Annotated in this window: 21 protein-coding genes; 9 read left to right on the forward strand and 12 right to left on the reverse strand. The window is 61.6% G+C overall.

Annotated features, from left to right (window positions below; all coding sequences use genetic code 11):
- Positions 1 to 142 precede the first annotated feature (142 nt).
- The 3 genes from FBY03_RS01275 to FBY03_RS01285 all read left to right on the forward strand — a co-directional run bounded on the left by FBY03_RS01275 (position 143) and on the right by FBY03_RS01285 (position 2,272).
- Positions 143 to 997: an ABC transporter substrate-binding protein gene (locus FBY03_RS01275; protein ID WP_147170381.1), complete on the forward strand. Its 855-nt coding sequence runs from the start codon at positions 143 to 145 to the stop codon at positions 995 to 997.
- Between the two features lie 225 nt (positions 998 to 1,222).
- Positions 1,223 to 1,816, forward strand: coding sequence for a hypothetical protein (locus FBY03_RS01280; protein ID WP_147170382.1), 594 nt, complete (start codon positions 1,223 to 1,225; stop codon positions 1,814 to 1,816).
- Positions 1,817 to 2,032: 216 nt separating this feature from the next.
- Positions 2,033 to 2,272, forward strand: a complete 240-nt coding sequence (locus FBY03_RS01285; RefSeq protein ID WP_147170383.1) for a hypothetical protein — start codon at positions 2,033 to 2,035, stop codon at positions 2,270 to 2,272.
- A 67-nt stretch (positions 2,273 to 2,339) separates the two neighbouring features.
- Here FBY03_RS01285 and FBY03_RS01290 read toward each other — a convergent pair whose 3' ends face one another.
- The 3 genes from FBY03_RS01290 to FBY03_RS01300 all read right to left on the reverse strand — a co-directional run bounded on the left by FBY03_RS01290 (position 2,340) and on the right by FBY03_RS01300 (position 5,651).
- Positions 2,340 to 3,191: an FHA domain-containing protein gene (locus FBY03_RS01290; RefSeq protein WP_147170384.1), complete on the reverse strand. Its 852-nt coding sequence runs from the start codon at positions 3,189 to 3,191 to the stop codon at positions 2,340 to 2,342.
- Positions 3,192 to 3,310: 119 nt separating this feature from the next.
- Entirely contained in the window at positions 3,311 to 4,843 is a 1,533-nt protein-coding gene (locus FBY03_RS01295; RefSeq protein ID WP_147170385.1) for a serine/threonine-protein kinase, read from the reverse strand.
- 22 nt (positions 4,844 to 4,865) lie between these two features.
- Positions 4,866 to 5,651: a PP2C family serine/threonine-protein phosphatase gene (locus FBY03_RS01300; RefSeq protein ID WP_147170386.1), complete on the reverse strand. Its 786-nt coding sequence runs from the start codon at positions 5,649 to 5,651 to the stop codon at positions 4,866 to 4,868.
- A 354-nt stretch (positions 5,652 to 6,005) separates the two neighbouring features.
- Between FBY03_RS01300 and FBY03_RS23155 the strand changes: the two genes are divergently transcribed.
- From FBY03_RS23155 to msrA, 5 genes are all read left to right on the forward strand, one after another.
- Positions 6,006 to 6,137, forward strand: coding sequence for a hypothetical protein (locus tag FBY03_RS23155; protein WP_256677816.1), 132 nt, complete (start codon positions 6,006 to 6,008; stop codon positions 6,135 to 6,137).
- A gap of 84 nt (positions 6,138 to 6,221) precedes the next feature.
- On the forward strand, positions 6,222 to 6,632 hold the full coding sequence (locus FBY03_RS01305) for a GNAT family N-acetyltransferase (protein WP_147170387.1): 411 nt from the start codon (positions 6,222 to 6,224) through the stop codon (positions 6,630 to 6,632).
- A 155-nt stretch (positions 6,633 to 6,787) separates the two neighbouring features.
- Positions 6,788 to 7,837 (forward strand): GGDEF domain-containing protein, encoded by a 1,050-nt coding sequence (locus tag FBY03_RS01310; RefSeq protein ID WP_147170388.1) that lies wholly within the window; start codon positions 6,788 to 6,790, stop codon positions 7,835 to 7,837.
- A 143-nt stretch (positions 7,838 to 7,980) separates the two neighbouring features.
- The gene (msrB, locus tag FBY03_RS01315; RefSeq protein WP_147170389.1) at positions 7,981 to 8,505 is read left to right on the forward strand and encodes a peptide-methionine (R)-S-oxide reductase MsrB; all 525 of its coding nucleotides are present in this window, start codon (positions 7,981 to 7,983) and stop codon (positions 8,503 to 8,505) included.
- Positions 8,506 to 8,507: 2 nt separating this feature from the next.
- The gene (gene msrA / locus FBY03_RS01320; RefSeq protein WP_147170390.1) at positions 8,508 to 9,176 is read left to right on the forward strand and encodes a peptide-methionine (S)-S-oxide reductase MsrA; all 669 of its coding nucleotides are present in this window, start codon (positions 8,508 to 8,510) and stop codon (positions 9,174 to 9,176) included.
- A 143-nt stretch (positions 9,177 to 9,319) separates the two neighbouring features.
- On the opposite strand, the gene FBY03_RS01325 is transcribed toward msrA, so the two are convergent.
- The 7 genes from FBY03_RS01325 to glaH form a co-directional block, all read right to left on the reverse strand.
- Complete coding sequence (locus tag FBY03_RS01325; protein ID WP_147170391.1) at positions 9,320 to 9,808, reverse strand: heme-binding protein; 489 nt, start codon at positions 9,806 to 9,808, stop codon at positions 9,320 to 9,322.
- A gap of 118 nt (positions 9,809 to 9,926) precedes the next feature.
- Entirely contained in the window at positions 9,927 to 10,547 is a 621-nt protein-coding gene (locus FBY03_RS01330; RefSeq protein WP_218570746.1) for a response regulator transcription factor, read from the reverse strand.
- The gene (locus FBY03_RS01335) at positions 10,544 to 12,046 is read right to left on the reverse strand and encodes a sensor histidine kinase (protein WP_178090521.1); all 1,503 of its coding nucleotides are present in this window, start codon (positions 12,044 to 12,046) and stop codon (positions 10,544 to 10,546) included. Before FBY03_RS01335 ends, FBY03_RS01330 begins: the two co-directional genes overlap by 4 nt.
- A 767-nt stretch (positions 12,047 to 12,813) precedes the next feature.
- Positions 12,814 to 14,265 carry an NADP-dependent succinate-semialdehyde dehydrogenase gene (gene gabD, locus FBY03_RS01345; protein WP_147170393.1) on the reverse strand — a complete coding sequence of 484 codons (1,452 nt, stop codon included), beginning with the start codon at positions 14,263 to 14,265 and terminating at the stop codon, positions 12,814 to 12,816.
- Positions 14,266 to 14,371: 106 nt separating this feature from the next.
- Complete coding sequence (locus FBY03_RS01350; RefSeq protein ID WP_147170394.1) at positions 14,372 to 15,739, reverse strand: aspartate aminotransferase family protein; 1,368 nt, start codon at positions 15,737 to 15,739, stop codon at positions 14,372 to 14,374.
- Between the two features lie 238 nt (positions 15,740 to 15,977).
- Complete coding sequence (gene lhgO / locus FBY03_RS01355; RefSeq protein ID WP_147170395.1) at positions 15,978 to 17,207, reverse strand: L-2-hydroxyglutarate oxidase; 1,230 nt, start codon at positions 17,205 to 17,207, stop codon at positions 15,978 to 15,980.
- Between the two features lie 84 nt (positions 17,208 to 17,291).
- Positions 17,292 to 18,269 (reverse strand): glutarate dioxygenase GlaH, encoded by a 978-nt coding sequence (gene glaH, locus FBY03_RS01360; RefSeq protein WP_147170396.1) that lies wholly within the window; start codon positions 18,267 to 18,269, stop codon positions 17,292 to 17,294.
- Between the two features lie 190 nt (positions 18,270 to 18,459).
- Here glaH and csiR point away from each other — a divergent pair, with 190 nt between their 5' ends.
- Entirely contained in the window at positions 18,460 to 19,179 is a 720-nt protein-coding gene (gene csiR, locus FBY03_RS01365; protein WP_147170397.1) for a DNA-binding transcriptional regulator CsiR, read from the forward strand.
- Between the two features lie 106 nt (positions 19,180 to 19,285).
- Here csiR and FBY03_RS01370 read toward each other — a convergent pair whose 3' ends face one another.
- Together FBY03_RS01370 and FBY03_RS01375 are read right to left on the reverse strand one after the other, a co-directional pair.
- Positions 19,286 to 20,245 (reverse strand): helix-turn-helix domain-containing protein, encoded by a 960-nt coding sequence (locus tag FBY03_RS01370; RefSeq protein WP_147170398.1) that lies wholly within the window; start codon positions 20,243 to 20,245, stop codon positions 19,286 to 19,288.
- Between the two features lie 96 nt (positions 20,246 to 20,341).
- Positions 20,342 to 22,432: a hydantoinase/oxoprolinase family protein gene (locus FBY03_RS01375; protein ID WP_147170399.1), complete on the reverse strand. Its 2,091-nt coding sequence runs from the start codon at positions 22,430 to 22,432 to the stop codon at positions 20,342 to 20,344.
- Between the last annotated feature and the right edge of the window lie 24 nt (positions 22,433 to 22,456).

The raw sequence follows: 22,456 nt of genomic DNA on the forward strand, positions 1-22,456 counted from the left end.
ATCGCCTGCACGGCAAAGGGCTGTAATACTGCCCGCCGACTCAGACCAAGGACTGCCGGGGTAAGCGTTGAGGGCACAGGGATTAGGCAGGCACAGAAAGACAGCCCATCGCGGGGGTGCCTGGCTATTCCTGCTGCTGGCCGTGTGCACTGCTGCGCCGTTGCTGGCCGAGCCGCAGGCGGTGCGCTACCCGCGCTCGTTCAGCGGCTACGAGTACCGTGACAGCTACGTTCTGGAACTGCTGCAACTGGCACTGGCCAAAGCCGGCAGCGAGCAGACGCTGCAACCCTCGGCGCTCAGCATGGAGCAACGCCGCGCGCTGACCGAGCTGGAACATGGGCGCAACGTGGATGTGGTCTGGTCGATGACCAGCACCGAGCGGGAAGCCCGTCTGTTGCCCGTGCGCATCGGCATCGACAAGGGCCTCATGGGTTGGCGCATCGCACTGTTGCCGAAGAGCCAGCAGCGCAGACTCAGGGACGTCCACAGCCTTGCCGATCTGCACCAGCTGCGCGCCGGTCAGGGGCATGACTGGCCCGACCGGAAAATTCTCGAATATAACGGCCTGCCTGTCGTCCCCAGCTCCAGTTACGAGAGCCTGTTCCGCATGCTGACGGCGGGCCGTTTCGACTATTTCCCGCGCTCACTGCTGGAAATCTGGGACGAAGTCGACAGCCAGCCACCACTCGAGCTGGTGGTCGATCCCTACCTGGTCCTGCACTACCCCACCGCTTCGTATTTCTTCGTCTCGCGGCATAACCCGCAGTTAGCCGAAACGCTACGCCTGGGACTGGAGCGCGCCCTGCTCGACGGCTCGTTCGACCAACTGTTCATGCGCCATTACGGCGAAAGTCTGCGCCTGGCCAAGCTGTCGCAGCGCCGCATCCTCGAACTGGACAACCCGTTGCTGCCCGCAGGTACCCCACTCGCGCGGCGCGAACTGTGGCTGAGTCGCGAAGACCTGTTACAGCTCGACCAGCCGCTAGCGCCCGAATAACGCTGCCGGGACCGCCAGGTTCCTCGGCCATTCCCGACTGAGGCCTGTATAAGGCGGCTGGAGCTGGCCTTTGAGTCACCACTGGCACGCTTAAGCCGACATCTCATGCGACACAGAGCGTGGCATCGATCACCCTCGGCAGGGGGCGAAGCGGTTAGAATGGCCGGCTATTGTGCTGGGACGCACGAAGAATACCCATGGACGCCGTCACACAGGAGTTTCACCTTGCATAAGCTATTCACCCTGACCGCCTGCTTGTTGCTGGGCGCCTGCGCCAGCGACTCGCACTCGCCTCAAGAGCAATCCGCCAGGGCCGGCGGCGGCTCGATTGCCAAGAGCAACCTCGAGGCCATCCACAATGTCCGCCCTATTCCATTGCCGGCGAAGTGGTCGATCACCGCCAACGAACCGCGCATGGACTTTGGCGCGGCGATTTCCAACTACCGGGTGTTCTCGCTGCAACTGAAAAAGGGTGAGCGCTATACCCTGAACCTCAGCACGCCATGCAACAAGGCGTGCCTGGGCGTCAGTAAGTTCGCCCTCAAGCCCCGCGCGCTGCTGCTCGATAGCTATGGCTCGGTGATCGCCAATACGCCGGCGCGCGACTCGGCAGTGGTTGGTCAGGCGAGCCTGGGCTGGGATGGTGAGGCGCCGGAAGACGGCACCTATTACCTGCTGGTGGCCGCCGACAACGAAGACATCGGCAAGACCATCGTAATCGATGACGTCTGGGTGAATAACTCGCCGCTGATGGCTGTCCCCCTTGAGGGGAACGCCGCGTCCATTGGCCTGGGCACCACCAACCCCGCCCAGCTCTAGGACTGCGCCGTGCTCCAGCGCTTGCCGCGGCTGGAGCGGCGCGCGACACGTTGCCCATCACTCAGCCACAACGCTGCCTCGCAGAGGACCCTGGACGTCTGGGCACGCTATGCGGCTGAGCGCGATACTCACTATCGAGGTGAATGATTTCTACCGGGACCTAGCCCTGCATACCCTGTCGCCAGTGTGTTGAAGCCGTATCCGACAGGTGCCCCGATGAAATCCCTCCTCACCCTCTCGCTCATTATGCTGCTCGGCGGCTGTGCCAGCCAACCCGATCCTGCGGAGCGTCCGTACAGCGACGCTGAGATCAAGCAATTCTCCCTGGAGCTGCTCAGTCGTAGCGGTCTGCCCTACGAGGATTACGAGCGGATAAGACGCGCGCTGACGACACCTTCACACCGAATGTCTAACGCGATCAAGGACAGCCAGCCTGACAATGCGAAACGCGGCTAAAGGCTGACAGCCTCTGCTGGATGATCACCGCAGCCGACATGCCCAACACAGGCGGGCTTGACCAGGATCAGAGGAAGCTGTTGAACGCCAGCGTCGCCGCCACCCCGGCCAAAATAACCGCCACTGCTGTCAATAGTCGGCTATTGAACCCTGGCTTTCGCGGCACATCGACCGGTACTGGGCTGAGTGGAACGGCAGATCGCAGCGGATTGCTGGCACCTGCTCGGCTGACCTGGGGCTTGCTGTTGCCCGGTTTGGGCAAGTCGACGGCGCGCATGAAGACCGTGGCATCTTCATCCTCGGCCTGCGCGACTGCGGTCTTGGGGCCTATCACCAACAGCGTCACCGAGCCCATTTTCAGTTGATCTCCTGGCTGTAAAACGGCCGTAGCGACCTTCTGCTGGTTGACTCGTACGCCGTTGGCCGAGGCCAGATCCTTAATCTCCAGCACATCATCCTTGAGAAAGAACTCACAATGCCGACGCGACAGTTCCATGTCGCTGAAGCACAGTTCACACTTGGTCGAGCGGCCGAACGTCATCGAGCCGTTGACGTGAAACTTCTTGCCCTCATGCTCGCCCTTGACCACCTGCAAGAACCAGCGCGCGTTGGCCCCGCTCTGCGCCTTGCTCTTGGTTGGGTCTACGAACACCAACTCCACCACGCCGATACGCACGCAGTCGTTCGTGCGCAGTTGGTAGCGCGCGGTAATACGCTCATCGTTAACCCAGGTGCCCACCTGGCTGCCACAGTCGGTGAGGTAGTAGTAACCATGGTCCTGGCGAATCTCCGCATGGAAAGGACTAATACCGGCATCGGCCAGCACCAGGTTGTTACGACTGTCCTGACCGATGGTCAGACGCTCGTCGACCAGCCAGATCGGCGCTTGGCGATTGTCGCTGAAATGAATCCTGAGCATGTTCGGTGTTTACCCTGGGCAAGTGACGCAAAGCCAATAAAGCGCGACCCGTTAATGCATGCCACTGTCACTCGATGCCGGCGCTGGTCACTGTCACCAGGCTACGAGCCTCAATACACTCACTTGCTGAAGATGTTGTTCCACAGTCGCTTGATCGGGTTCTGTGTGTCTTGCTTTGGCGAACTGCTTGCTCGCCTGACGGATTTGCTGGCCGGCGCCCGCGGCGCCTGGGCCAACTGAACGCGGCGCTCATGAGCATCATAGAGCTTTAGCAAGGTTTCATTGGCCGGCTCCACTTCCAGCCCCTGCTTGATGTACGCCAAGGCCATTCTGTACTCGCGGCGCCCATAGGCCTGCTGGCTTTGCTCAATAAAGCGCTGCGCAACGCGGTTAATACCCGCCAGGGCCAATAGATTATCCGGCTGCCAGGCCAATACTTGGCGAAAATAGAAGGTCGCGCTGTCATCCTCTGGCAACAATAGTCGATCTTCCACGAGGCGCTGCTCGGCACTCTCCAGGTAACCGTCGATTCGCGCCTGTAATACCCGGTGCAAACCCTCAAGGGCTCGGGCGTTGCCTGGATCGAGCAACAACGCCTGGCGGTAGTAGTAATCGGCGTTATTCTGCGGCGGTTCGAGCAGCTTGCCTTCGCCCAAGCGCTGCTCGGCTTGAGCGATAAAATCGGCGATTTGCAGCTGTTGGTAACCGTAATAACCAGCCCACCCAGCGCCACTCAACGATAGGACGCCAAGCAGCGCCCAGGGCAGAACTTTGCTTCGTGCACTCACGCCCTTGCGCGCATGAGCCTGGTCCAACTTGAGCCCAGGGGCGATGCGGGTGCTATCCGGGTCGAACGCCTGCAACTCATCCAAACTGGCGAGCAGCACCCGGCAGTCGGCAAAGCGCTCGTCCGGGTTCTTGGCCAGCATGCGCTCGAGCAACCATTGGTAGCTGTGCAGATGCTCCGGCAGGCTGGGCAGTTCCATCTGCACGTGATTCATCACGGTCTGGGTGTAGTTGCCGCCGCGATAGGGATTACTCCCCGTGAGCATCTCCAGCAGGATCACGCCGAGGCTGTAAATGTCACAACGGGCATCCAGCGCCAGACACTGAGCCTGCTCCGGACTGCTGTAGGCCGGGCTGCCGACGGCGATACCGAACTGCGTAAGGTCCTGCTCCAGCGTCACTTCCTTGGCCACGCCAAAGTCGCTGATCACCGCGGTGCCGTCATCCCGAAAGAGGATGTTGGCTGGTTTGATGTCGCGGTGTACCAAACCATGCTCATGCACCACGGCCAGACCGCTGGCGATCTGGCGGACTACCTGTAACGCGCGATGCGGCGCGAAGACCTCACCCTTGTGCTGCGCCAGATCGCCGCCGGAGACGAACTCCATCGCCAGGTAATAGCGGCCGTCGGCGAGTCTGTCGATGTCATGGATGGTGATGATCGAGGGGTGATGCAGGCCGGCCACTATGTGACCTTCCCTGATGAAGCGCTGACTGAACGCCTCGTCGTCGGCGTTGAGCAATACTTTCACCGCGACCTTGCGGTGCAACGAGAGTTGGGTGGCCAGGTACACCTCGGCCATACCGCCCTTTCCCAGGCGGCCATGCATGCTGTAGCCAGGAATCTCAATCAAGTCTTCATTCATCTGGGTCAAACACACCGAGTGATCACTTCGTTAGGGGCTTGAATAATCTGCTGAGAAAACCGCGTGACTGCGGCGCAGACACCGGTTGCTGTGCGGCGCAGCCGAGTACGATGCAAGAGATATTGTCATGCCCGCCCATCTGGTTGGCCAGAGCAATCAGCTGCTCCACCAATTCGTCGAGGCTGCTGGCGCTAGCACACACTTGCTGGATTTGCGGGTCGGTCAACTCCCCGGTCAGCCCATCGCTGCACAGCAACAGCAGTTCATGCGGCCCTAGACTGCCGCGCACCTGGCCGATTTCGAGGACCTGATCGTCGCGACCCAGGCACTGGAAAATGACATTACGCTGAGGGTGGTTGCGCGCCTCTTCGACGCTCATTTCGCCGGCATCGATCATCGACTGCACCCAGCTGTGATCACGACTCAAGCAACTGATGCCGTCGGCATCAACGCGATAGGCGCGGCTGTCGCCTACCCAGACAATCTCGAAATCGGCCCCCGAAAAGCGCACGGCGACCAGGGTAGTACCCATCCCGCGGCATTCGGCATCGCCCTCGGCAGCGGCGAGGACGGTGCAATTGGCCGCATGCACGGCACTCAGTAAATCCTGACCCTCGGCACAGGCGCTACGCAGCGTTTGCAGTGCCAAGGCACTGGCCACCTCACCGCGCCGATGCCCGCCCATGCCATCGGCGACCGCCCATAGACTCAACTCAGGACAGCACAACAGCGCATCTTCGTTGTGCCCTCGTACCTGGCCAATGGCAGTCTGTGCTGCGTATACCAGGGGTTCTCCAATCAACGCCATCGACCTGCCTACTTCTTGATCATCTGGAGGGCTGCGTGACATACAGCGTAGAGTCGCTGACAACAACGCGCATGGGCCAATCAGGGTTCGACGCAGTCGTCGAGCGACGTAGTACCCCCCCATGAACAGCTGCTCAACCTCCTTCATCATAAGCATAGGTGGCCCACTGCAACCATGGCAGCTATCACAGCGCGATAAAAATCTAGCGTGCACCTTCTATCGCTCAGCTATTCTCAGAAGAGCAGTAGCGACTTTCGATCCATGCAGGCTCATGCAGCTTGGGAGGTGGGAATGCCCCAGAAAACCCTTCGATTACCGCATTCTTCAACCGCGAACTAGACAGAGGTGAAGATCATGAGCAAAGGTATGGACTCAAAGAAACAAGCAAAGAAAAAGCCCCTGAAAACTGCCCATGAAAAACGCATGGCAAAGAAAGGCAAAGCCACCAGTAAAACCATTCTGGGGAGCCACTCCGCAGACGCCTGAGTCATTCGTCCAGCGCAGGCCCTGCGCCTGCTGCTGGACATTTATCCCGCCCCCAGTGCACCGACCATACCCGGCCCCATCCGCATGCACGACCTGCACTATCGCGCCCTCCCTGTGCCACTCAAGCCGTTGGCGGACAAGTTCTACCGCAGCCATCGTTCGCGAATGCTAGCCCGCCATGAAGACCAGGTGTGGGTCGCACAACACACCGAAATCGTCGCCGCGCTGTGCCTGCGGCCTGTCGCTCAGGGGCACTGGCTGACCAGCCTGTTCGTAGCACCCGCACAACGCCAGCAAGGGCTGGCAAGCCAACTGCTCGAGCAGGCGCTGACGCACACAGCAGGCGCAATCTGGCTGTTCTGCCATCCTGAGTTGAGCTCGTTCTACAGGCGCCAGGGCTTTATGCCTTGCGCCAGCCTGCCCCCAGCGCTGAATGAACGATTTTTGCGCTATCAGCGCAGCAAGACCTTGATTGCCTTGGAGCGCTGTAGATAAAGCCAACAATCCACTCATCCAATCGGATGAATAGCCCCGCGCCACAGGGTTATTCGTCGATCCGGCGAAAATACTGGCACTTTGCCCGACTTTGACCCTTGCCATCTACTGACTAAGCTCTGCATCCTTAGCCCAAACAATCACAAGAATCGGCCATGGCTATGCAACACTCGCGACTGCTCAAGCGGCTGCGTCGAGACTTCCAGCTCTCCATCATCACCTTGATGGGCCTGTTCGGCATCCTGGGCATCTCGCCTTATGCCGTGTATCGCTTGGCGGAAGGTAATTACCTGGTCGGTGCAGCCGATACCATCATCGTGCTGTCGACCCTGTTCGCCGTGCTCTATGCCTGGCGCACTGGCGACACGGTCAAGCCGGGTATCTACCTGGCGGGTATTTTTTCCGTGGGCGCGACGCTGATCGTCATCAACCTCGGGGTCAACGGCCTGTTCTGGATCTACCCGCTGATCCTCTTCAACTTCTTCATGGTCTCGCCGGGCAGAGCCTGGGTGATCACGGCACTGGTACTGACCGCGTTGGTCGCCCATGCCCTGTTCGTCCCGGGCACGGTGTTCGACAGCCACTATCAGATGGTGTCATTCCTGGTCACCAGCATGATGGCCAGCGCCCTGACGTTTATCTTCGCCTACCGCACGCGCAGCCAGCGCGACCAGTTGCAGACCCTGGCGAGCCACGATCCACTGACCGGCGCACGCAATCGTCGGGCAATGAATGAAGAACTGAAAATAGCGGTATCCACGCATCGCCGACACGGCAACAGCTACGGCGTATTGGTCATGGATCTGGATCACTTCAAACAGGTCAACGACAGCTACGGCCACCAGGCTGGCGACCAGGTACTAGTGGAGTTCGTCGAGCTGATCAAGGACTCTTCGCGTCAGGAGGATCGCTTGTTTCGCTTTGGCGGAGAAGAATTCCTGCTACTCCTGCCCAATACCGCCAAGTCAGGCCTGCAGGCGGCCGCGAACCAGCTGCAACAGCAGATCGCGGCCAACCTGCAAGGCCCAGGCGGGCCGGTGACGGTCTCCATCGGCGGCGCCATTTTGCGCAGTGGTGAACAGTGGGGCAGCTGGCTGCAACGCGCCGATCAGTGCCTGTATCAAGCCAAGAGTGCCGGGCGTAACCGCAGCATCATCGATGAGACATCGCAGAACGTCAGCGAACAACCGATCGGTAATAGCTGAGAAAATCCACCTTGCCTGTTAGGTTCCCAGCGCCATCTGGCGCAGCAAGGCAGGCTCTGGGTAGATTCCGCGCAGAAGCCTTGCCCCTGTAACAACACAGACTGAGGCGTGTCTACTGAGTACATTCACACCTGAGACCGGTCATGAAACGACGCTCCTTACTCCAAGGCATTGCCCTGCTGCCGGCCCTGCCACTGCTCGGCAGTTATGCCCCGCTCAGCCTGGCCGAAACCTCCACTGACAGCGCTCCGGTTACCCCGCTGGACAAGCCCCACAGCGCCTGGCGCGAGCTGCTGCCACCTGCTGCCTATGCGGTGTTGTTCGAAGAAGACACCGAACGCGCTGGCAGCAGCCCGCTGAATCAGGAGAAACGCGCCGGCACCTTCATCTGCGCCGCCTGCTACTTGCCGCTGTTCGATAGCCAGCACAAATACGACAGCGGTACCGGCTGGCCGAGTTTCACTCAGCCGATTGCCGGTCACACCGGCTTCAAGCGCGATTTCAAATTGATTTTCCCGCGCACCGAGTACCACTGCGCTCGCTGTGGAGGGCATCAAGGCCATCTGTTCGACGACGGCCCACAGCCGCGTGGCGAGCGCTGGTGCAACAATGGTGTGGCGCTGCGTTTCGTCCCTCGGGACGAAACCCTTCCTGCACTCAGGAGCTGAAAATGACCGCTATTGTTTTCAACCGGCTCACTCGTGGGCCTCTGCTGGCGGTATCCCTGTTGCTGGCTGCCTTATTGGCGGCGTGTGGACAGACGTCGGCCCAGACTGCGGAAACCCCCGCTAGCCCACCGAGCAGCAGCGCCGCAGAAGGCGTGGCGGTATTCGCCGGAGGTTGTTTCTGGTGCACCGAATCGGACTTCGACAAGGTCCCCGGGGTGATTTCGACCACCTCCGGTTACATCGGCGGCACGGTTGCCAATCCAACCTACCAACAGGTCTCGGCTGGTAGCACTGGTCATGCCGAAGCGGTGCAGGTGCGTTTCGACCCGAGCAAGACCAGCTACGCCAAGCTGCTGGAAGCCTTCTGGCCGACCATTGATCCGTTGACCGCGAACGCGCAGTTCTGCGATCACGGCTCACAATACCGAAGCGCAATTTTCTACGGTAATGCCGACCAACAGGCACAGGCCGAAGCCTCAAAAGCCGCCCTGCAAAAATCCGGGCGCTTCAACCAGCCCATCGTTACCGAGATCCTCCCGGCCAGCACCTTCTACCCAGCCGAGGATTACCACCAGGACTATCACCAGAAGAATCCGCTGCGCTATGCCTATTACCGCAGAGGCTGTGGCCGCGATGCTCGGCTTGAGCAACTGTGGGGAAAAAAAGGCTAGGCCGCACTGGCAAGCGCGGACGATAGTCCTTTAGCTGACCCGCCCGCCCCTCGCTGCAGCGGCAACTGCCGATGCAGCGAGGGGCGGCTTGGGTTAAGCATCAGGCATGCCCGTGGCGCTGCGCATGCGGATACCCGCGGCCCTTACTTGAGCTGGCTCTTGACCTTCTCCAGTGCGGCGCTGGCGCACTGCTCATCGAGATGACCACCTGGCGCGCCACCAATACCGACAGCACCAATCACCTCATCCCCGACCTTGATCGGCAAGCCGCCGCCCAATACCAGGAAGTCGTCGATCATCGGCAGGTTTTGAGCGCCTGGGTTCTTCTGCACCATCTCGACAATGGCCGAGGTGGCGGCCTTGGTCGAAGCCGAGGTGTAAGCCTTGCGGCGGCTGGCATCGACGGTATGGGGGCCGGCATTGTTCGCACGCAAGACGGCCCGCACCGAACCGGCCCGGTCGACTACCGTGGCGGTGACGTTATAGCCCTTAGCGGTGCAACTCTCGACGGCGGCGCTGACGATCTGCGCGGCGAGCTTCTGGCTCATGTTGCGCTCAGTGGCAACCTCTGCCTGAGCGGTGACACTGAGGGCGGCGAGACTGCCCAGGGCAATGATGGCTAAGGATTTCATAAACGTTCTCCAGTTGAGTTTATCGGCCAGAACCGAAGCCCATTCTGGGAAGTTTGTACGGCTGAGTACCATCGGCCTGACTGCGGAGGTCTCTGCGTAGAATTACCTAAAGTACCGCTCACTCGGGGGCGAGAGCCGTCAGATAGAGCCTGACCAGTTGCGCCAGCGAATCAACGTCGAGTTTCTCGAACAGGTTGGCGCGGTGGCTTTCCACCGTGCGCGGCGAGAGAGCTAGCTCGCGGGCGATCTGCTTGTTGGAAAGACCATCGACGATCTTCGCCAGCACTTCGCCCTCACGCTCGGTGAGGCGGGCCAGACGCGCCTGCGCCTGCCGCGAGACGCTGGCCTTCTCCCGACTGCGGATGTGCGCACGCACTGCGCCCTGTACCGCCTCGATCAGCTCGCCTTCGTCCGCCGGTTTGCTCAGAAACTCGACTGCGCCACTGCGAAAAGCCCGCCGACAGGCCGCCAGGTCTCCGTGCCCGGTGAGAATGATCACCGGTAGATCGATGTGCTCGGCGCTCAAGCGATCGAGCAGTTGCAGGCCCGACTCGCCCGGCATGCGAATATCCAGAATCAGGCAACCGATGGCATGCGCAGCGTATCCGCCGATGAACTCGGCACTGCTGGCATAGGCCTCACTGCTCAGGCCCACGGAGCGCAGCAACAAGGCCAGCCCCTCGCGCACATCCGGGTCGTCATCCAGCAGATAGACCACCGGGGATTGTTGATTGATCAATCGAGCGCCTCCAGGGCGATAGGCAGGGTCACACTGAACAGGCAGCCGCCGACAGGGCTGCTGACGACACTCAGCTCACCGCCGGCCTGCTCGATAATGCTGGAGCAGATAGTCAGGCCAAGCCCCAGTCCCCCCTGTTTGGTGGTGAAAAAAGGCTCGAACAAACGACTGGCCACTTCACTGCTGAGGCCCGGGCCGGAGTCGGCGATATCCAGGCGCAGGCTGCGCGCCTCACGAGTCAGGCTGACATCGAGCCGGCGCAGAGGCTGCCCAGCCATGGCCTCGATGGCATTCAGCAACAGGTTGACCAACACCTGTTCGAAGCCGATGGCATCGCCCAGTACCGGCGGCAATCCGCTGGGCAGCGAGGCGTGCACCTTGATCTGCTGGCGGCGCAGCGTCTCGCGGGTGAGCGCCAGCGCACCCTCGACCACGCCCCGCAACTCAACGGACTCGGCTTGCGGGGTATGCGGTGACATGAACTGGCGCAGTCGATGGACTATCGCACCGGCTCGTTTGGCCTGACGCGCCAGGTTGCCGGCGGCCTGCTGAGCACCGGGCAGATCGAGCGGATCGTCGGCGATAAAGTTGGCCAGCGCCTGGCTATTGGCGAGCATGGCGGCCAGTGGCTGGTTCAACTCATGGGCGATCCCGGCCGCCAACTCACCCATGGTATTGATGCGCGAGGCCTGAGCCAGGGCCAATTGCCGCCGGGCGATGCTGCTTTGCCGGTACTGTTCTATCGCCCAGCTGGACAACAGGCTGACCAGCAACAGCATGGCGCTAACCATCCCCAGGCGCAGCCAGGGCAGCTGCTCGGGTAACGGCGCTTGCCGGCTGGTGAGCAAAAATGGCTGGGACTGGCTGCCCAGGTGCTTGCTGAACAGTAAAGGCGCCATCCCCGTCCAGCTGGGTTGGCGCAGGGGGAGCTGCCAGAGCACCAGCCCATCACTGGCCGACAGCTCGGCTCCCATAGATGGCGGCGGCAACTCTTCAGGCTGCAGCAAGCGCTCGCTGGCGATGCGCAGGGCGAAGATCGAACCATGCTGACTGCGGCGCAGCAAACGGTAATGCCCAGGCTCAGCGGGAGCCACGTTCAGCAACCCTTGGCCGGGGCGCTCAGGCAAGGCTTCCAGCACCCCATCACCGAGCGGCGGGGTCGGCTGACTGGCAATCTGCTGCCAGCGCCCCTGAGCTGTCTTGCGGTAGCGCTCGATGCTGGCAACCTGCGGATAAGCGCGCTGCAGCGAGGCGGCGAAGGTCGCAAATAACCCACTGGAGGTGCCCATGGAAAGCTCGGCGGCGATCAACGCAGCAAGAATCGCCTCGTGCTGTTCGGCCCGTTGCGTCAGCAGACGGTGAACAATCCGCGACTGGGTTTCAAACGCCTCGAGCGTAGCGGCCCGCTGCTCACCCAGCAGCCAGGTGGCATAAGCCAGGGACAGCCCCAGCCAAACCAGCAAGGCGCTTAACCAGAGCGGCACGGCCTTCAGGCGCATGGGCTGGGCTGGCATGTCGAGAAAGAGGAAGGCGGCACGGAGCACTCTGCTGTGGGACGGACAATACGCGAGACACCCGAAGTGCCTCTGTTCGCGCAGAGTGTGCCACCGCAACACGCCTTTGTCGTTTCCGTACAACTACGCAGAGACCCGTGTAAAAGCCGACTGCTGACGCCGATGCGCGCACAGGACGGGGCTGAGAAGCCTTATCGCCGCTGTCCCGGAAACCACGACAACGCACAAAGTAAAGCTGCAATGCTTGAGTCGACTACCTGACCCAAAGCATGGGCTCGCGCATCCCTGCGCTCGGGCCTTCGGCCCAGCCTGCGGCTGCCCAGAATCGCTCCCGGCGATTCTGTCTGGCCAAGGCCTTTGCTCGCCCCATCCATGGGGCTCGGCCTTCGGCCCGCCCTGCGGGCGTCCAAAATCGTTCCGGACGATTTTGTCGAGGCGAGCTGGTGCCGCAAGTCCCCAACGACGAACCGGCCAGCGTGCTGCTGGAGCGAATAAAAGCCCAACACGCCGCAGCGTCCAAGGCTCGCGGCAGAGCTCGCAAGAGCGCGGATAGCCATGCTTGACGGCGTGCTGGCGGGAAAAGACGCGGCACGGACCTTGGGGGGCAACGCCTTACCCTCGCCCAGGCTGAAGGAGCCGAGGGCAAGTTACCCATAGCTGCAGCCCGGTGTTGCAAAACACTGGGCTTCAGCCCGGAGCCCATGCCCACACTGATAGACCTTGGAGGCGAAACTCCAACGAGGGAAAGTCGTTCAAATACCGCCGAGGCAGAGGTACTTAATCTCCAGGTAATCCTCGATACCGTACTTCGAGCCCTCACGGCCCAGGCCCGAGGCCTTGATGCCGCCGAACGGCGCCACTTCATTGGAGATCAACCCGGTGTTGATCCCCACCATGCCGTACTCCAGTGCTTCGGCCACACGAAATACGCGGCCCAGGTCACGGGCATAGAAGTAGGAGGCCAGACCGAACTCGGTGTCGTTGGACATGGCGATCACGTCGGCCTCGTCCTTGAAGCGGAACAGTGGCGCCAGCGGGCCGAAGGTCTCTTCCTTGGCCACCACGGCGTTGTTCGGCACGTCGGTGAGGATGGTCGGCTCGAAGAAACTGCCACCCAGGGCGTGCGGCTTGCCACCGGTGAGCAGCTTGGCACCCTTGCTGATGGCGTCGGCAATGTGCTCCTGGACCTTGGCCACGGCCTTGGCGTCGATCAGCGGGCCGGTGGTGGTGCCTTCGTCCAGACCGTTACCGATCTGCAACTTGGCCACCGCGACTTTCAGCTTCTCGGCGAACGCGTCGTACACGCCGTCCTGGATATACAGACGGTTGGCGCATACGCAGGTCTGGCCGTTGTTGCGGTACTTGGAGATCAGCGCGCCTTCTACCGCCTTATCCAGGTCGGCATCGTCGAACACGATAAAGGGTGCGTTGCCGCCCAGCTCCAGGGACACCTTCTTGATGTCCTTGGCGCACTCGGCCATCAGCTGGCGCCCGATCTCGGTCGAGCCGGTGAAGCTCAACTTGCGCACGATCGGGTTGCTGGTCAGCTCGCCACCAATGTCGCCAGCGCTGCCGGTGACCACACTCAAGACGCCTTGCGGAATACCGGCGCGGTGCGCCAGCTCGACCAGCGCCAGAGCGGAGAACGGCGTCTGCGAAGCCGGCTTGATTACCATGGTGCAACCGGCGGCCAGGGCCGGGCCGGCTTTACGAGTGATCATCGCCGCGGGGAAGTTCCACGGGGTAATCGCCGCGGTGACGCCGATCGGCTGTTTGAGCACGATCAGACGTTTGTCCGGCTGGTGGCCGGGAATCACGTCGCCATAGATGCGCTTGGCTTCTTCGGCGAACCACTCGATAAAGGACGCGGCGTAGACGATTTCGCCCTTGGCTTCGGCCAGCGGCTTGCCCTGCTCCAGGGTCATCAGGCGGCCGAGGTCGTCCTGGTTCTCGATCAGCAGCTCGAACCAGCGGCGCAGTTTGTTCGAACGTTCCTTGGCGGTCAGCGCGCTCCAGGCCGGCAGCGCACGGTTGGCGGCTTCGATGGCTCGGCGGGTTTCCGCGGCGCCCATCTTCGGCACAGTCCCTATGATTTCATTGGTGGCCGGGTTGGTGACCTTGAGGGTCTGGCCGCTGTCGGCGTCCAGCCAGGTGCCGTCGATATAGGCTTGCTGACGAAACAGCTGGGGGTCTTTCAATTGCATGCGGGGCTCCTTCACAGGCGGCAGTCCGTCCTGAGCAGCGTTGATTTCAGGCAGTGAGTGGCAGGTGGTCGTTGGGGGCAGACGCCGAGCGCTGCCCCCGACGGACTTAGCCGACCCAGCGGGTGGTGTCATCCAGGGCCTTGGCGAAGCGCTCCAGAATCAAGCCGACTTGCTGCTCGTTGACGATTAACGGCGGGCAGAAGGCCACGGCATCACCCATGGCGCGGGTAATCATGCCGTGCTCCTGGGCTCTGCCGGCCATGTAGCGGCCGAGAGTGCCGAGCGTCTGATGCGGCGCTTTGCTCGCACGGTCGCCTACCAGCTCCACCGCAGCGATCAGGCCGCAACCACGGACTTCGCCGACCAGGGGGTGGTCGGCGAAGTCTTGCAGGCCGCTGCGCAACAGCTGGCCCATTTGCGCCGCGTGCTCGACCAGGTTGTCCTCTTCGATGATCTTCAGGTTCTCCAGGGCCACGGCGCTGGCCACCGGATGACCGCTGCCGGTGAAGCCATGGCCAAGCGAACCGAGCGCCTGGCTGTGATCGGCGATGCCCTGGAACACCGGGTCATTGATCAGGATCGCCGCGATCGGCTGATAGGACGAGGACAGCTGCTTGGACACCACCATGATGTCCGGCTGGATGCCGAAGGTCTGGCTGCCGAACATCTGCCCGGTACGGCCAAACCCACAGATGACCTCATCGGCGATCACCAGGATGTCGTACTTGCGGCAAACCTTCTGGATCTTCTCCCAGTAGGTGCGCGGCGGCACTATGACGCCGCCGGCGCCCATCAGCGGCTCACCAATGAACGCGGCGATGGTGTCCGCGCCTTCGGCGAGAATCTTCTGCTCCAGTTCGGCGGCCAGGCGGTCGGCGAACTGCTCTTCACTTTCACCGGCCAGGGCGAAACGATAATGGTGCGGGCAGCCGACATGCAGGAAGCCCGGCAGCGGCAGGTCGAAACCGCGCTGGTTGCCCGGCAGGCCGGTCAGGCTGGCGCTGGCGATAGTGATGCCATGGTAGCCGTTGACCCGGCTGATGAACTTCTTCTTGGCCGGCAAGCCGCGAGCATTGTTGAGGTACCAGACCATCTTCACCACGGTGTCGTTGGCCTCGGAACCGGAGTTGGTGAAGAACACCTTGCTCATCGGCACCGGCGCCATTTCGATCAGCTTCTCGGCCAACTCGATGCTCGGACGATGCGATTTGTGACTGAACAGGTGATAGAACGGCAGGGTGTTGAGTTGCTGCTCGGCGGCCTTGATCAGACGTTGATTGCTGAACCCTAGCGCGGCGCTCCACAACCCAGCCATCGCCTCGATATAGCCCTTGCCCTGATCGTCATAGACATAGATGCCCTCCCCTCGCTCGATGATCAGCGGGCCGACCTCCTGATGCAGGCGGGCATTGGTGTAGGGGTGCAGTTGATACTGAATGTCTTTTTCTGGCAGCGAGGACACTGACTGGTTCATGGCGCGCTCTCAAGATGACTAACAAGCATGGTTTCTGGGGGGTAGCCGTATAAGCAGGCACCCGGCTTTTGATCACACTCACGCACTGCAACCCGGCAATGAGCTCAGCAACGCTGACTTGGCTCGGGAGCGTTGAGTGCACTGGCCGACAGCCTATTAGGCTGAGCCGGAGCGGGGCTTGTCGCCTGGTGCACCGTCTTGTTCGTCCCAGTGCACTGGCGCATTCGCCCCGAGTTGCTTATGCGGGCTGTTTGGATTGTGCAAATCCAGGCAGTCCCTGCAGCTGTGCATCAATCTGCTCGATGACGTAAGCCCCGATCGGGATGGCCGAGGTGGCCGCCGGCGACGGCGCATTGCAGACGTTGACGCTGCGCCGGGTATTGCGGAACAGGAAATCCTCGATCAGCTTGCCTTCCTTGGACACCGCCTGGGCGCGGACCCCGGCCGGGTACGGCTTGAGATCCTGTACCTGGAGGCTGGGGCAGTACTTGCGCACCAGTTGCAGATAGCCGCGTTTGTACAGCGAGTTCTTCATCTCGATCAGGCCGGGGCGCAGGTTGTCCTTGAGCACCTTGAGGATGCCCGGGGTGGTCAGCATCTCGAAGGTGTCGGCCAGGGAGATGTCGCGCTTGCGATAGCCCTCGCGTTTGAGCGCCAGCACCGCATTCGGGCCGACCGTCACGCTGCCGTCGATCATGCGGGTCAGGTGCACGCCGAGGAACGGCATGGATGGATCGGGAATCGGGTAGATCAGGTGGTTGACGATGCGGTTGTGCTGCTCGGGCAGCAGGTAGTATTCGCCGCGGAACGGGCAAATGCTGAAGCCCGGGTCGAGGCCCAGCAGGCGTACCATGCGGTCGGCCATCAGACCCGAGCAGGTCACCATAAAACGTGCGCTGTAGTCGCCCTGCTCGGTTTTCACCCGCATCTCGGTCGCCGTCTCTTGCAGGCCGATGACTTCGCTGTCGTAGCGAATCTCGCCGCCGTGCTTCTGGAACTCGCGGGCCATGGCGGCGGTGACCTCGGCATAATTGACGATGCCGCTGGAGGGCACGAAGATCCCGCCGATCCCGGTGATATTCGGTTCGCGCTCCCTGAGCTGCTCGGCCGACAGCCACTCACGCTCCAGCCCGTTGGCCGCGGTGCGCTCCCACAGCGCGCGCATGCGCTGCATTTCCACCTCATTGGTGGCGACCAGCAACTTGCCGCACTCATCGTAGGCAATACCCTGCTCATCACAGAACGACTTGGTGGCGCGGTTGCCTTCCAGGCAGAACTTCGCCTTCAGGCTGCCCGGCGTGTAGTAGACGCCGGCGTGGATGACCCCGCTGTTGTGCCCGGTCTGGTGCTTGGCTGGCCCGGACTCTTTCTCGAGCAACAGGATTTTCGACTCTGGGTAGGCCTTGATCAGCTGCATGGCGGTCGACATGCCGATAATGCCGCCCCCGATGATCACAAAATCGTACACCGCTATCACCTCTACTCGATCCGTGTTGTCCAGTGGACAAGTGACAAGGACTACACCGCGTAGCCCCTGCCCAATTAATGGCCATTATTGGCCTTGCTGGTGGCCGAGCTTGGGGTAGCTGAAGTAGCCGCGCTGGCGCATCAGCTCACGACGCAGCCCCGGATGCGGGGTGAAGGGATCGCGGCCATGCAGCCAATACAGATTGTTGATCAACAGGAAGCAGCCCACCGGCACCGGCACGGACAGTTTGCTTGAGCTGCCTTCCAGGGATTGCGACAGGTCGGTCAGCCAGTTGCCTTCATCGAAGTCCTTGGGCTGCACGAATTGGTCGATATAGCGCATGGTCGGCCGGCCTTCGGCGTCGACATCGAAGATTGCATGGAACACGTCCTGGTCGACCTTCTTGCTCGGCGGCGCCGTCCAGCGCATGACCCGCCGTGCCAGCGGGTGATGGAAGAAGGCATCGCGGTCCTCCCAGTCGTCCAGGTGCAGGATCAGCGAATTGCCACCTTCGATGTTCTGCTCATCAATTTTCATCATCAGCACGTAGTCGGTGATCTGATCGACGAAGGTGCCATCGTTGTGCAGCTCCATCACCCGGTGCGGCTGGCGCAGGTAGCTGTCGGAGTTGTCGATGTTCTCGACCACGAAGCGCGCGTAGAACTGGCCACTCATGGCATCGAAATTCGAGCGCCCCAACAGATGCGCCACCGCCGTGGAGAGCTTGACCATGTCTTCGGCCTGGGCCACATCGTCCAGCCCCTCAGGCCTGATCAGCATGCCGCCGGTGGCGCGATCCATCAGGGTGTTGAGCAGCACCGGACGCAAACTGTTGCCACACAGATCATCGAGAATCCTGGCGCAGCGAAAACGCAGGAAGGACTTGTACTCCAGCGCCTGCACCGGCCACTCGGCCACCGCCGCGCAGAAAGCCTCCACCGTCGCTTTGGCGAAGGTCAGTTCGAGCAAGCGGGACGACTGCGCGGAGGGCGCCAGAGAAAAGCCCTGAACGGCAGTCGGTAGCGGCATCACGAGGTCTTTCAGTTGGGTAAAGGCATTCATGGCAGAGTCCTGACGAAGATGGTCGGTGCGCCGCTCCAGGACTTGCCAGAGCAGCGGGAGTAAATTTATCGCCATTAAATTAAAATGTCTACGTTTTTTATAAACGTAGACAAATACGCCCTATATCTCCACTTAGTAGATATTTCGGCACTTGGGTATGATGAGCGAAATCCGTTGAGGAACATGGCTTATGGATACCCTCGCCCCCCGGCAAAACTCAGCAGTCAGCGGCTATGAGTGGCTCAAGCGAGACATCATTCAGGGTCTGTTCGAGCCCGGCGAGAAGCTGCGCATGAGTGCACTCAAGGAACGCTACGACCTAGGCGTAGGCCCCTTGCGCGAGGCGCTGTCGCAGCTGATTGCGGAAAATCTGGTGGTCGCGATCAGCCAGCGCGGCTACCGCGTCGCCTCAATGTCGCTGAGCGAGATGCAGGACATCTACGACGCCAGGGCCAATCTCGAGGCACTGGTGCTGAGGCTGGCCATCGAACGCGGCGATGACGCCTGGGAGGCCCAGGTGTTGGCCTGCTCGCATACATTGGCCAAGGTGATGGAGGTCAAGACTCAGGAGCAGCTGCTGGAAATCTGGGATGCCCGGCACAAGGCCTTCCACACCGCCATAGCCGCCGGCTGTGGCTCCAGGCACCTGCTGCAGGCGCGCGCCTACCTGTTCGATCAGGCCGAGCGCTATCGTCAGCTGTGGCTGCGGCGCACGGTGCTCTCCGAGGAGGCCTTGAGCCTGAAACGCCACGAACACAGCGAACTGGTCGACGCCATCCTTGCCCGTGACGCAACGCGCGCAAGCGCCATGATGCAGGCTCACCTGATGACGCCGGTACCGATCATCGAGGGGATCATGCGCAGCAGCAAGCTGAGAACTTCCCTGCCCGACCCTGAACTCATGGAGTAGGTGGCGCGCCTCGCTATCGGGCTGCTGGGGGAACTCTCAGCATGTGGGGTGATCTTCGCCGAGCGACTTCTACTCGCCCAAAGCACATTGGCACTCAAGTTACCGACTAATGCTTTAGCGGGACGGCTCGAGCTTCACTGGCGCTGCAGCCGAAGTGCTGACGGAAATGCCGGGAAAACTGTGCCTGATCGCTAAACCCCCAGCGATATGCCAGCTCACCGATTGATAGGTGGCAGTGGGGATCGCGCAGACGTTGGTATACCGCCTCTAGTCGCTTCAGGCGAATCCACTCACCGAGGCTGTAGGGTGTGCTGGAAAATAATTTGTGCACATAGCGAACGGATAAGCCGCAGGCCTGAGCAATATGCTGCGGACTTAGCTCAGCTGAACACAAGTGCAGGTCGATGTAGTGCTCGAGACGCTGCAAATGCAGGGCGGCTAGGTTCGAGCTCTCACTGTTGAGCACTCGCTCATCCTGGCGCAGAGCCATTAACAGCGTCGAAAGGGCTTGTTCCAGCAGCATATGACGGGCGTCCGCATCGCATTCGTCGAAGCGCGCGGCACACATCGCCAGTTGATCAACAAAAATTCGCCCCAAGCCACGCCGAGCGTCGAAGCAGAAACGGGTGTAGCGCTCGGCTCCCCGTATCTGTCCATGCAGCGCGCGCTCAGGTAGTTTGAATACCCAAAGGTCGTTGTCGGAGGAGTAGTGAAAACGATAAGGCGCATCGCCCCGCTCGAAGATGAAGCCACCAGGCTGACAATGCAGCTCACGACCGTCCTGCTCGAAGTGCACCTCGGTGAGACGCGGCACGGTAACCAGGTAACAGGGTTCAGTGTCTTCGCTAACCTGACCCTCGCTGCGCGAATAGCCTAGCTGACTGGAGCGCAGGCGCGATAACGCCAATGGCGTACTGGCCGTCTCCCAAATTTTCAGACTGCCCTGGAAACTGGCGCTGGGATTGAACTCCAACGACAGTGGAAAATATGTATTGCCGATGGCTTCGGCCCAGCGCGGTTGCCTTTCACTCTCAGGCCAATACCGAGTGGACAATTGATGGGCCATGGACGGTCCTCAAGTTGTAATTATTATGAGGCGGCACCAACGGTGAATACCGTCGGTGCCGTTGTTACACCATCCTTGATTAAAGCTTCCTGACGGTCAATGACCGGGGGTCAGCTCATAGGTGGCCGAGGGTGCCAAGCTGACCTGCCAGCCCGGCGGAACAACGATGTTGGTGGTCGCTTCCTCAATCACACAAGGGCCCTGAATCATCTGCCCTACTTCTATCCGGTCGCCGTTGTACACCGGGGTGTCCTGCCAGTCGTCTTGCGCACTGAACAGCATCGGCCGGTGACCGGCCGGCGTCGCGGCCGTTGCCTCGAGCGGGGTTGCAAGCTCAGGCATGGGTGGACGCTGCAAGCGCGCGATGACCGAGCATTCGAGGTTGACCAGCTCGATTGGACTGCCCGGTTCACTGTAGGAGAACAGCGCCTTGTGCCGCTGGTGGAAGGCTTCGCGCAGCGCCGCCAGGCTGCCGTGGTCGAGTCGGTCGCAGCTCAGCTCGACGTTGCACTCGTGGATCTGCCCGAGGTAGCGGATCTCCAGGTTGTACTGGCAGTCGATGCGGTTGTCGCCACCGAAACCGTCGTCACGCAGGTTGGCCATGCCACGCTCGCGCAGCTGCTGCAGGGCCAGGTTGAGCTGCTCCAGGTCGACGAACTGGTCATCCAGGCGCATCGGCAGGGTGGTCAGCTGGTCATAGCGGATGTCCGAGAGAATCTGGCCGAAGGCGCACAGCCCCGAAGCCACCTTGGGAATCAGCACCACCTTGCTGCCGATCTCCTCGGCCAGGCGCATCACGTGCATGCCCGCCGCACCGCCCGCGCCGATCAGGGCGAAGTCGCGCGGATCATAACCACGCTCGACGGACACCCGGCGGATGCCGCTGACCATATTGAGGTTGACCAGGGTGATGATGCCGATAGCGGCACGCTCGACGCTGATGCCCAGTGGCTCAGCAATCTTGCTGCGGATAGCGTCGATCGCGGCCTGGCGATTTAGCCGGATGCTGCCACCGAGCAGTGCGCCGTCGGCCAGGTAGCCGAGTGCCAGGTTGGCGTCGGTCACAGTCGGCTCGACCCCGCCCTTGCCGTAGCACACCGGGCCCGGGGTGGCGCCGGCGCTGCGGGGGCCGACCTGGAGCATGCCGAAGTCGTCGAGGTGGGCGATGGAGCCGCCGCCGGCGCCGAGGGTTTCCACCTGGATCATTGGCACGCCGATGCGGTAGCGCAGGAAGTCGCTGTCCTTGCTGAAGTTGGTGCGTCCGCCCTTGCTCAGGGTGATGTCGAACGAGGTACCGCCCATGTCGACGGTGATCACGTTGTCGATACCGAAGGGCTGGGCCACGCACAGACCGGCTTGCGGGGCGGAGGCCGGGCCCGAATTGATCGCGTTGACCGCACGCTCACGCATCACCACGCCCGGAGCCAGGCCACCGTTGGACTGGAAGTAGCGGGTCGGCTGCTGCGCGCCCAGCTCCTCGAACAGGGCGTCGATGCGTTCGATATAGCGGCCCATCACCGGGCTCAGGTAGGCGTTGACCACGGTGGTCGAGGTGCGGGTGTATTCGCGAATCTGCGGGAACACCTCGTGGCCGCTGCAGACGAAGACGTCCGGCAAGGCGGCACGCACCATGGCCATGGCGCGTTGCTCATGACTGGGGTTGCGCACCGACCAGACGAAGGAGATCGCCACCGCCTGCACCTGTTGTTCGCGGAAGTAGTCGATGGCGGCATGAATCGCCGCCTCGTCCAGCGGGCTGTACTCGCTGCCATCGCTGATAATCCGACCGCCGATGGGGCGGCGCAGGTGGCGCGGCACCAGCATATGCGCCGGTGGATAGGTGGCGTCGTAGCGATGGCCGTCTTCCTTGTGGCCCAGGCGAATTTCCAGGCTGTCCTCATGGCCATCGGTGCACAGCAAGCCGACCTTGACCCCGGTCTTTTCGATCAGCGCGTTGAGCGCCACGGTGGTGCCGTTGATGCACAGATCGCAGTCGGCAATGATCTCGGCTGGCGTGCGGCCGATGGCATCGGCGATTTGCGCCAGACCGTTGCGGATGGCCAGGGTGCCGTCATGCGGGGTGGACGGCGCCTTGAACAGCTGCACGTTGCCCTGGTGGTCGGCGAGGATGAAATCGGTGAAGGTGCCGCCGGCATCGATGCCCAGGCGATATTGTTGTTTGCTCATGCTCGAATCCTCTGCATTGCTCAA

It is taken from the genome of Pseudomonas sp. SJZ079, assembly GCF_007993865.1.
Classification (GTDB): domain Bacteria; phylum Pseudomonadota; class Gammaproteobacteria; order Pseudomonadales; family Pseudomonadaceae; genus Aquipseudomonas.

What these genes read in the sequence shown, in the direction of transcription:
- FBY03_RS01285 (WP_147170383.1), top strand. Translation starts at nt 2,033, where the DNA reads ATGAAATCCCTCCTCACCCTCTCGCTCATTATGCTGCTCGGCGGCTGT.
- FBY03_RS01290 (WP_147170384.1), bottom strand. Translation starts at nt 3,191, where the DNA reads ATGCTCAGGATTCATTTCAGCGACAATCGCCAAGCGCCGATCTGGCTG.
- FBY03_RS01295 (WP_147170385.1), bottom strand. Translation starts at nt 4,843, where the DNA reads ATGAATGAAGACTTGATTGAGATTCCTGGCTACAGCATGCATGGCCGC.
- FBY03_RS01300 (WP_147170386.1), bottom strand. Translation starts at nt 5,651, where the DNA reads ATGGCGTTGATTGGAGAACCCCTGGTATACGCAGCACAGACTGCCATT.
- FBY03_RS23155 (WP_256677816.1), top strand. Translation starts at nt 6,006, where the DNA reads ATGAGCAAAGGTATGGACTCAAAGAAACAAGCAAAGAAAAAGCCCCTG.
- FBY03_RS01305 (WP_147170387.1), top strand. Translation starts at nt 6,222, where the DNA reads ATGCACGACCTGCACTATCGCGCCCTCCCTGTGCCACTCAAGCCGTTG.
- FBY03_RS01310 (WP_147170388.1), top strand. Translation starts at nt 6,788, where the DNA reads ATGGCTATGCAACACTCGCGACTGCTCAAGCGGCTGCGTCGAGACTTC.
- msrB (WP_147170389.1), top strand. Translation starts at nt 7,981, where the DNA reads ATGAAACGACGCTCCTTACTCCAAGGCATTGCCCTGCTGCCGGCCCTG.
- msrA (WP_147170390.1), top strand. Translation starts at nt 8,508, where the DNA reads ATGACCGCTATTGTTTTCAACCGGCTCACTCGTGGGCCTCTGCTGGCG.
- FBY03_RS01325 (WP_147170391.1), bottom strand. Translation starts at nt 9,808, where the DNA reads ATGAAATCCTTAGCCATCATTGCCCTGGGCAGTCTCGCCGCCCTCAGT.
- FBY03_RS01335 (WP_178090521.1), bottom strand. Translation starts at nt 12,046, where the DNA reads ATGCGCCTGAAGGCCGTGCCGCTCTGGTTAAGCGCCTTGCTGGTTTGG.
- gabD (WP_147170393.1), bottom strand. Translation starts at nt 14,265, where the DNA reads ATGCAATTGAAAGACCCCCAGCTGTTTCGTCAGCAAGCCTATATCGAC.
- FBY03_RS01350 (WP_147170394.1), bottom strand. Translation starts at nt 15,739, where the DNA reads ATGAACCAGTCAGTGTCCTCGCTGCCAGAAAAAGACATTCAGTATCAA.
- glaH (WP_147170396.1), bottom strand. Translation starts at nt 18,269, where the DNA reads ATGAATGCCTTTACCCAACTGAAAGACCTCGTGATGCCGCTACCGACT.
- csiR (WP_147170397.1), top strand. Translation starts at nt 18,460, where the DNA reads ATGGATACCCTCGCCCCCCGGCAAAACTCAGCAGTCAGCGGCTATGAG.
- FBY03_RS01370 (WP_147170398.1), bottom strand. Translation starts at nt 20,245, where the DNA reads ATGGCCCATCAATTGTCCACTCGGTATTGGCCTGAGAGTGAAAGGCAA.
- FBY03_RS01375 (WP_147170399.1), bottom strand. Translation starts at nt 22,432, where the DNA reads ATGAGCAAACAACAATATCGCCTGGGCATCGATGCCGGCGGCACCTTC.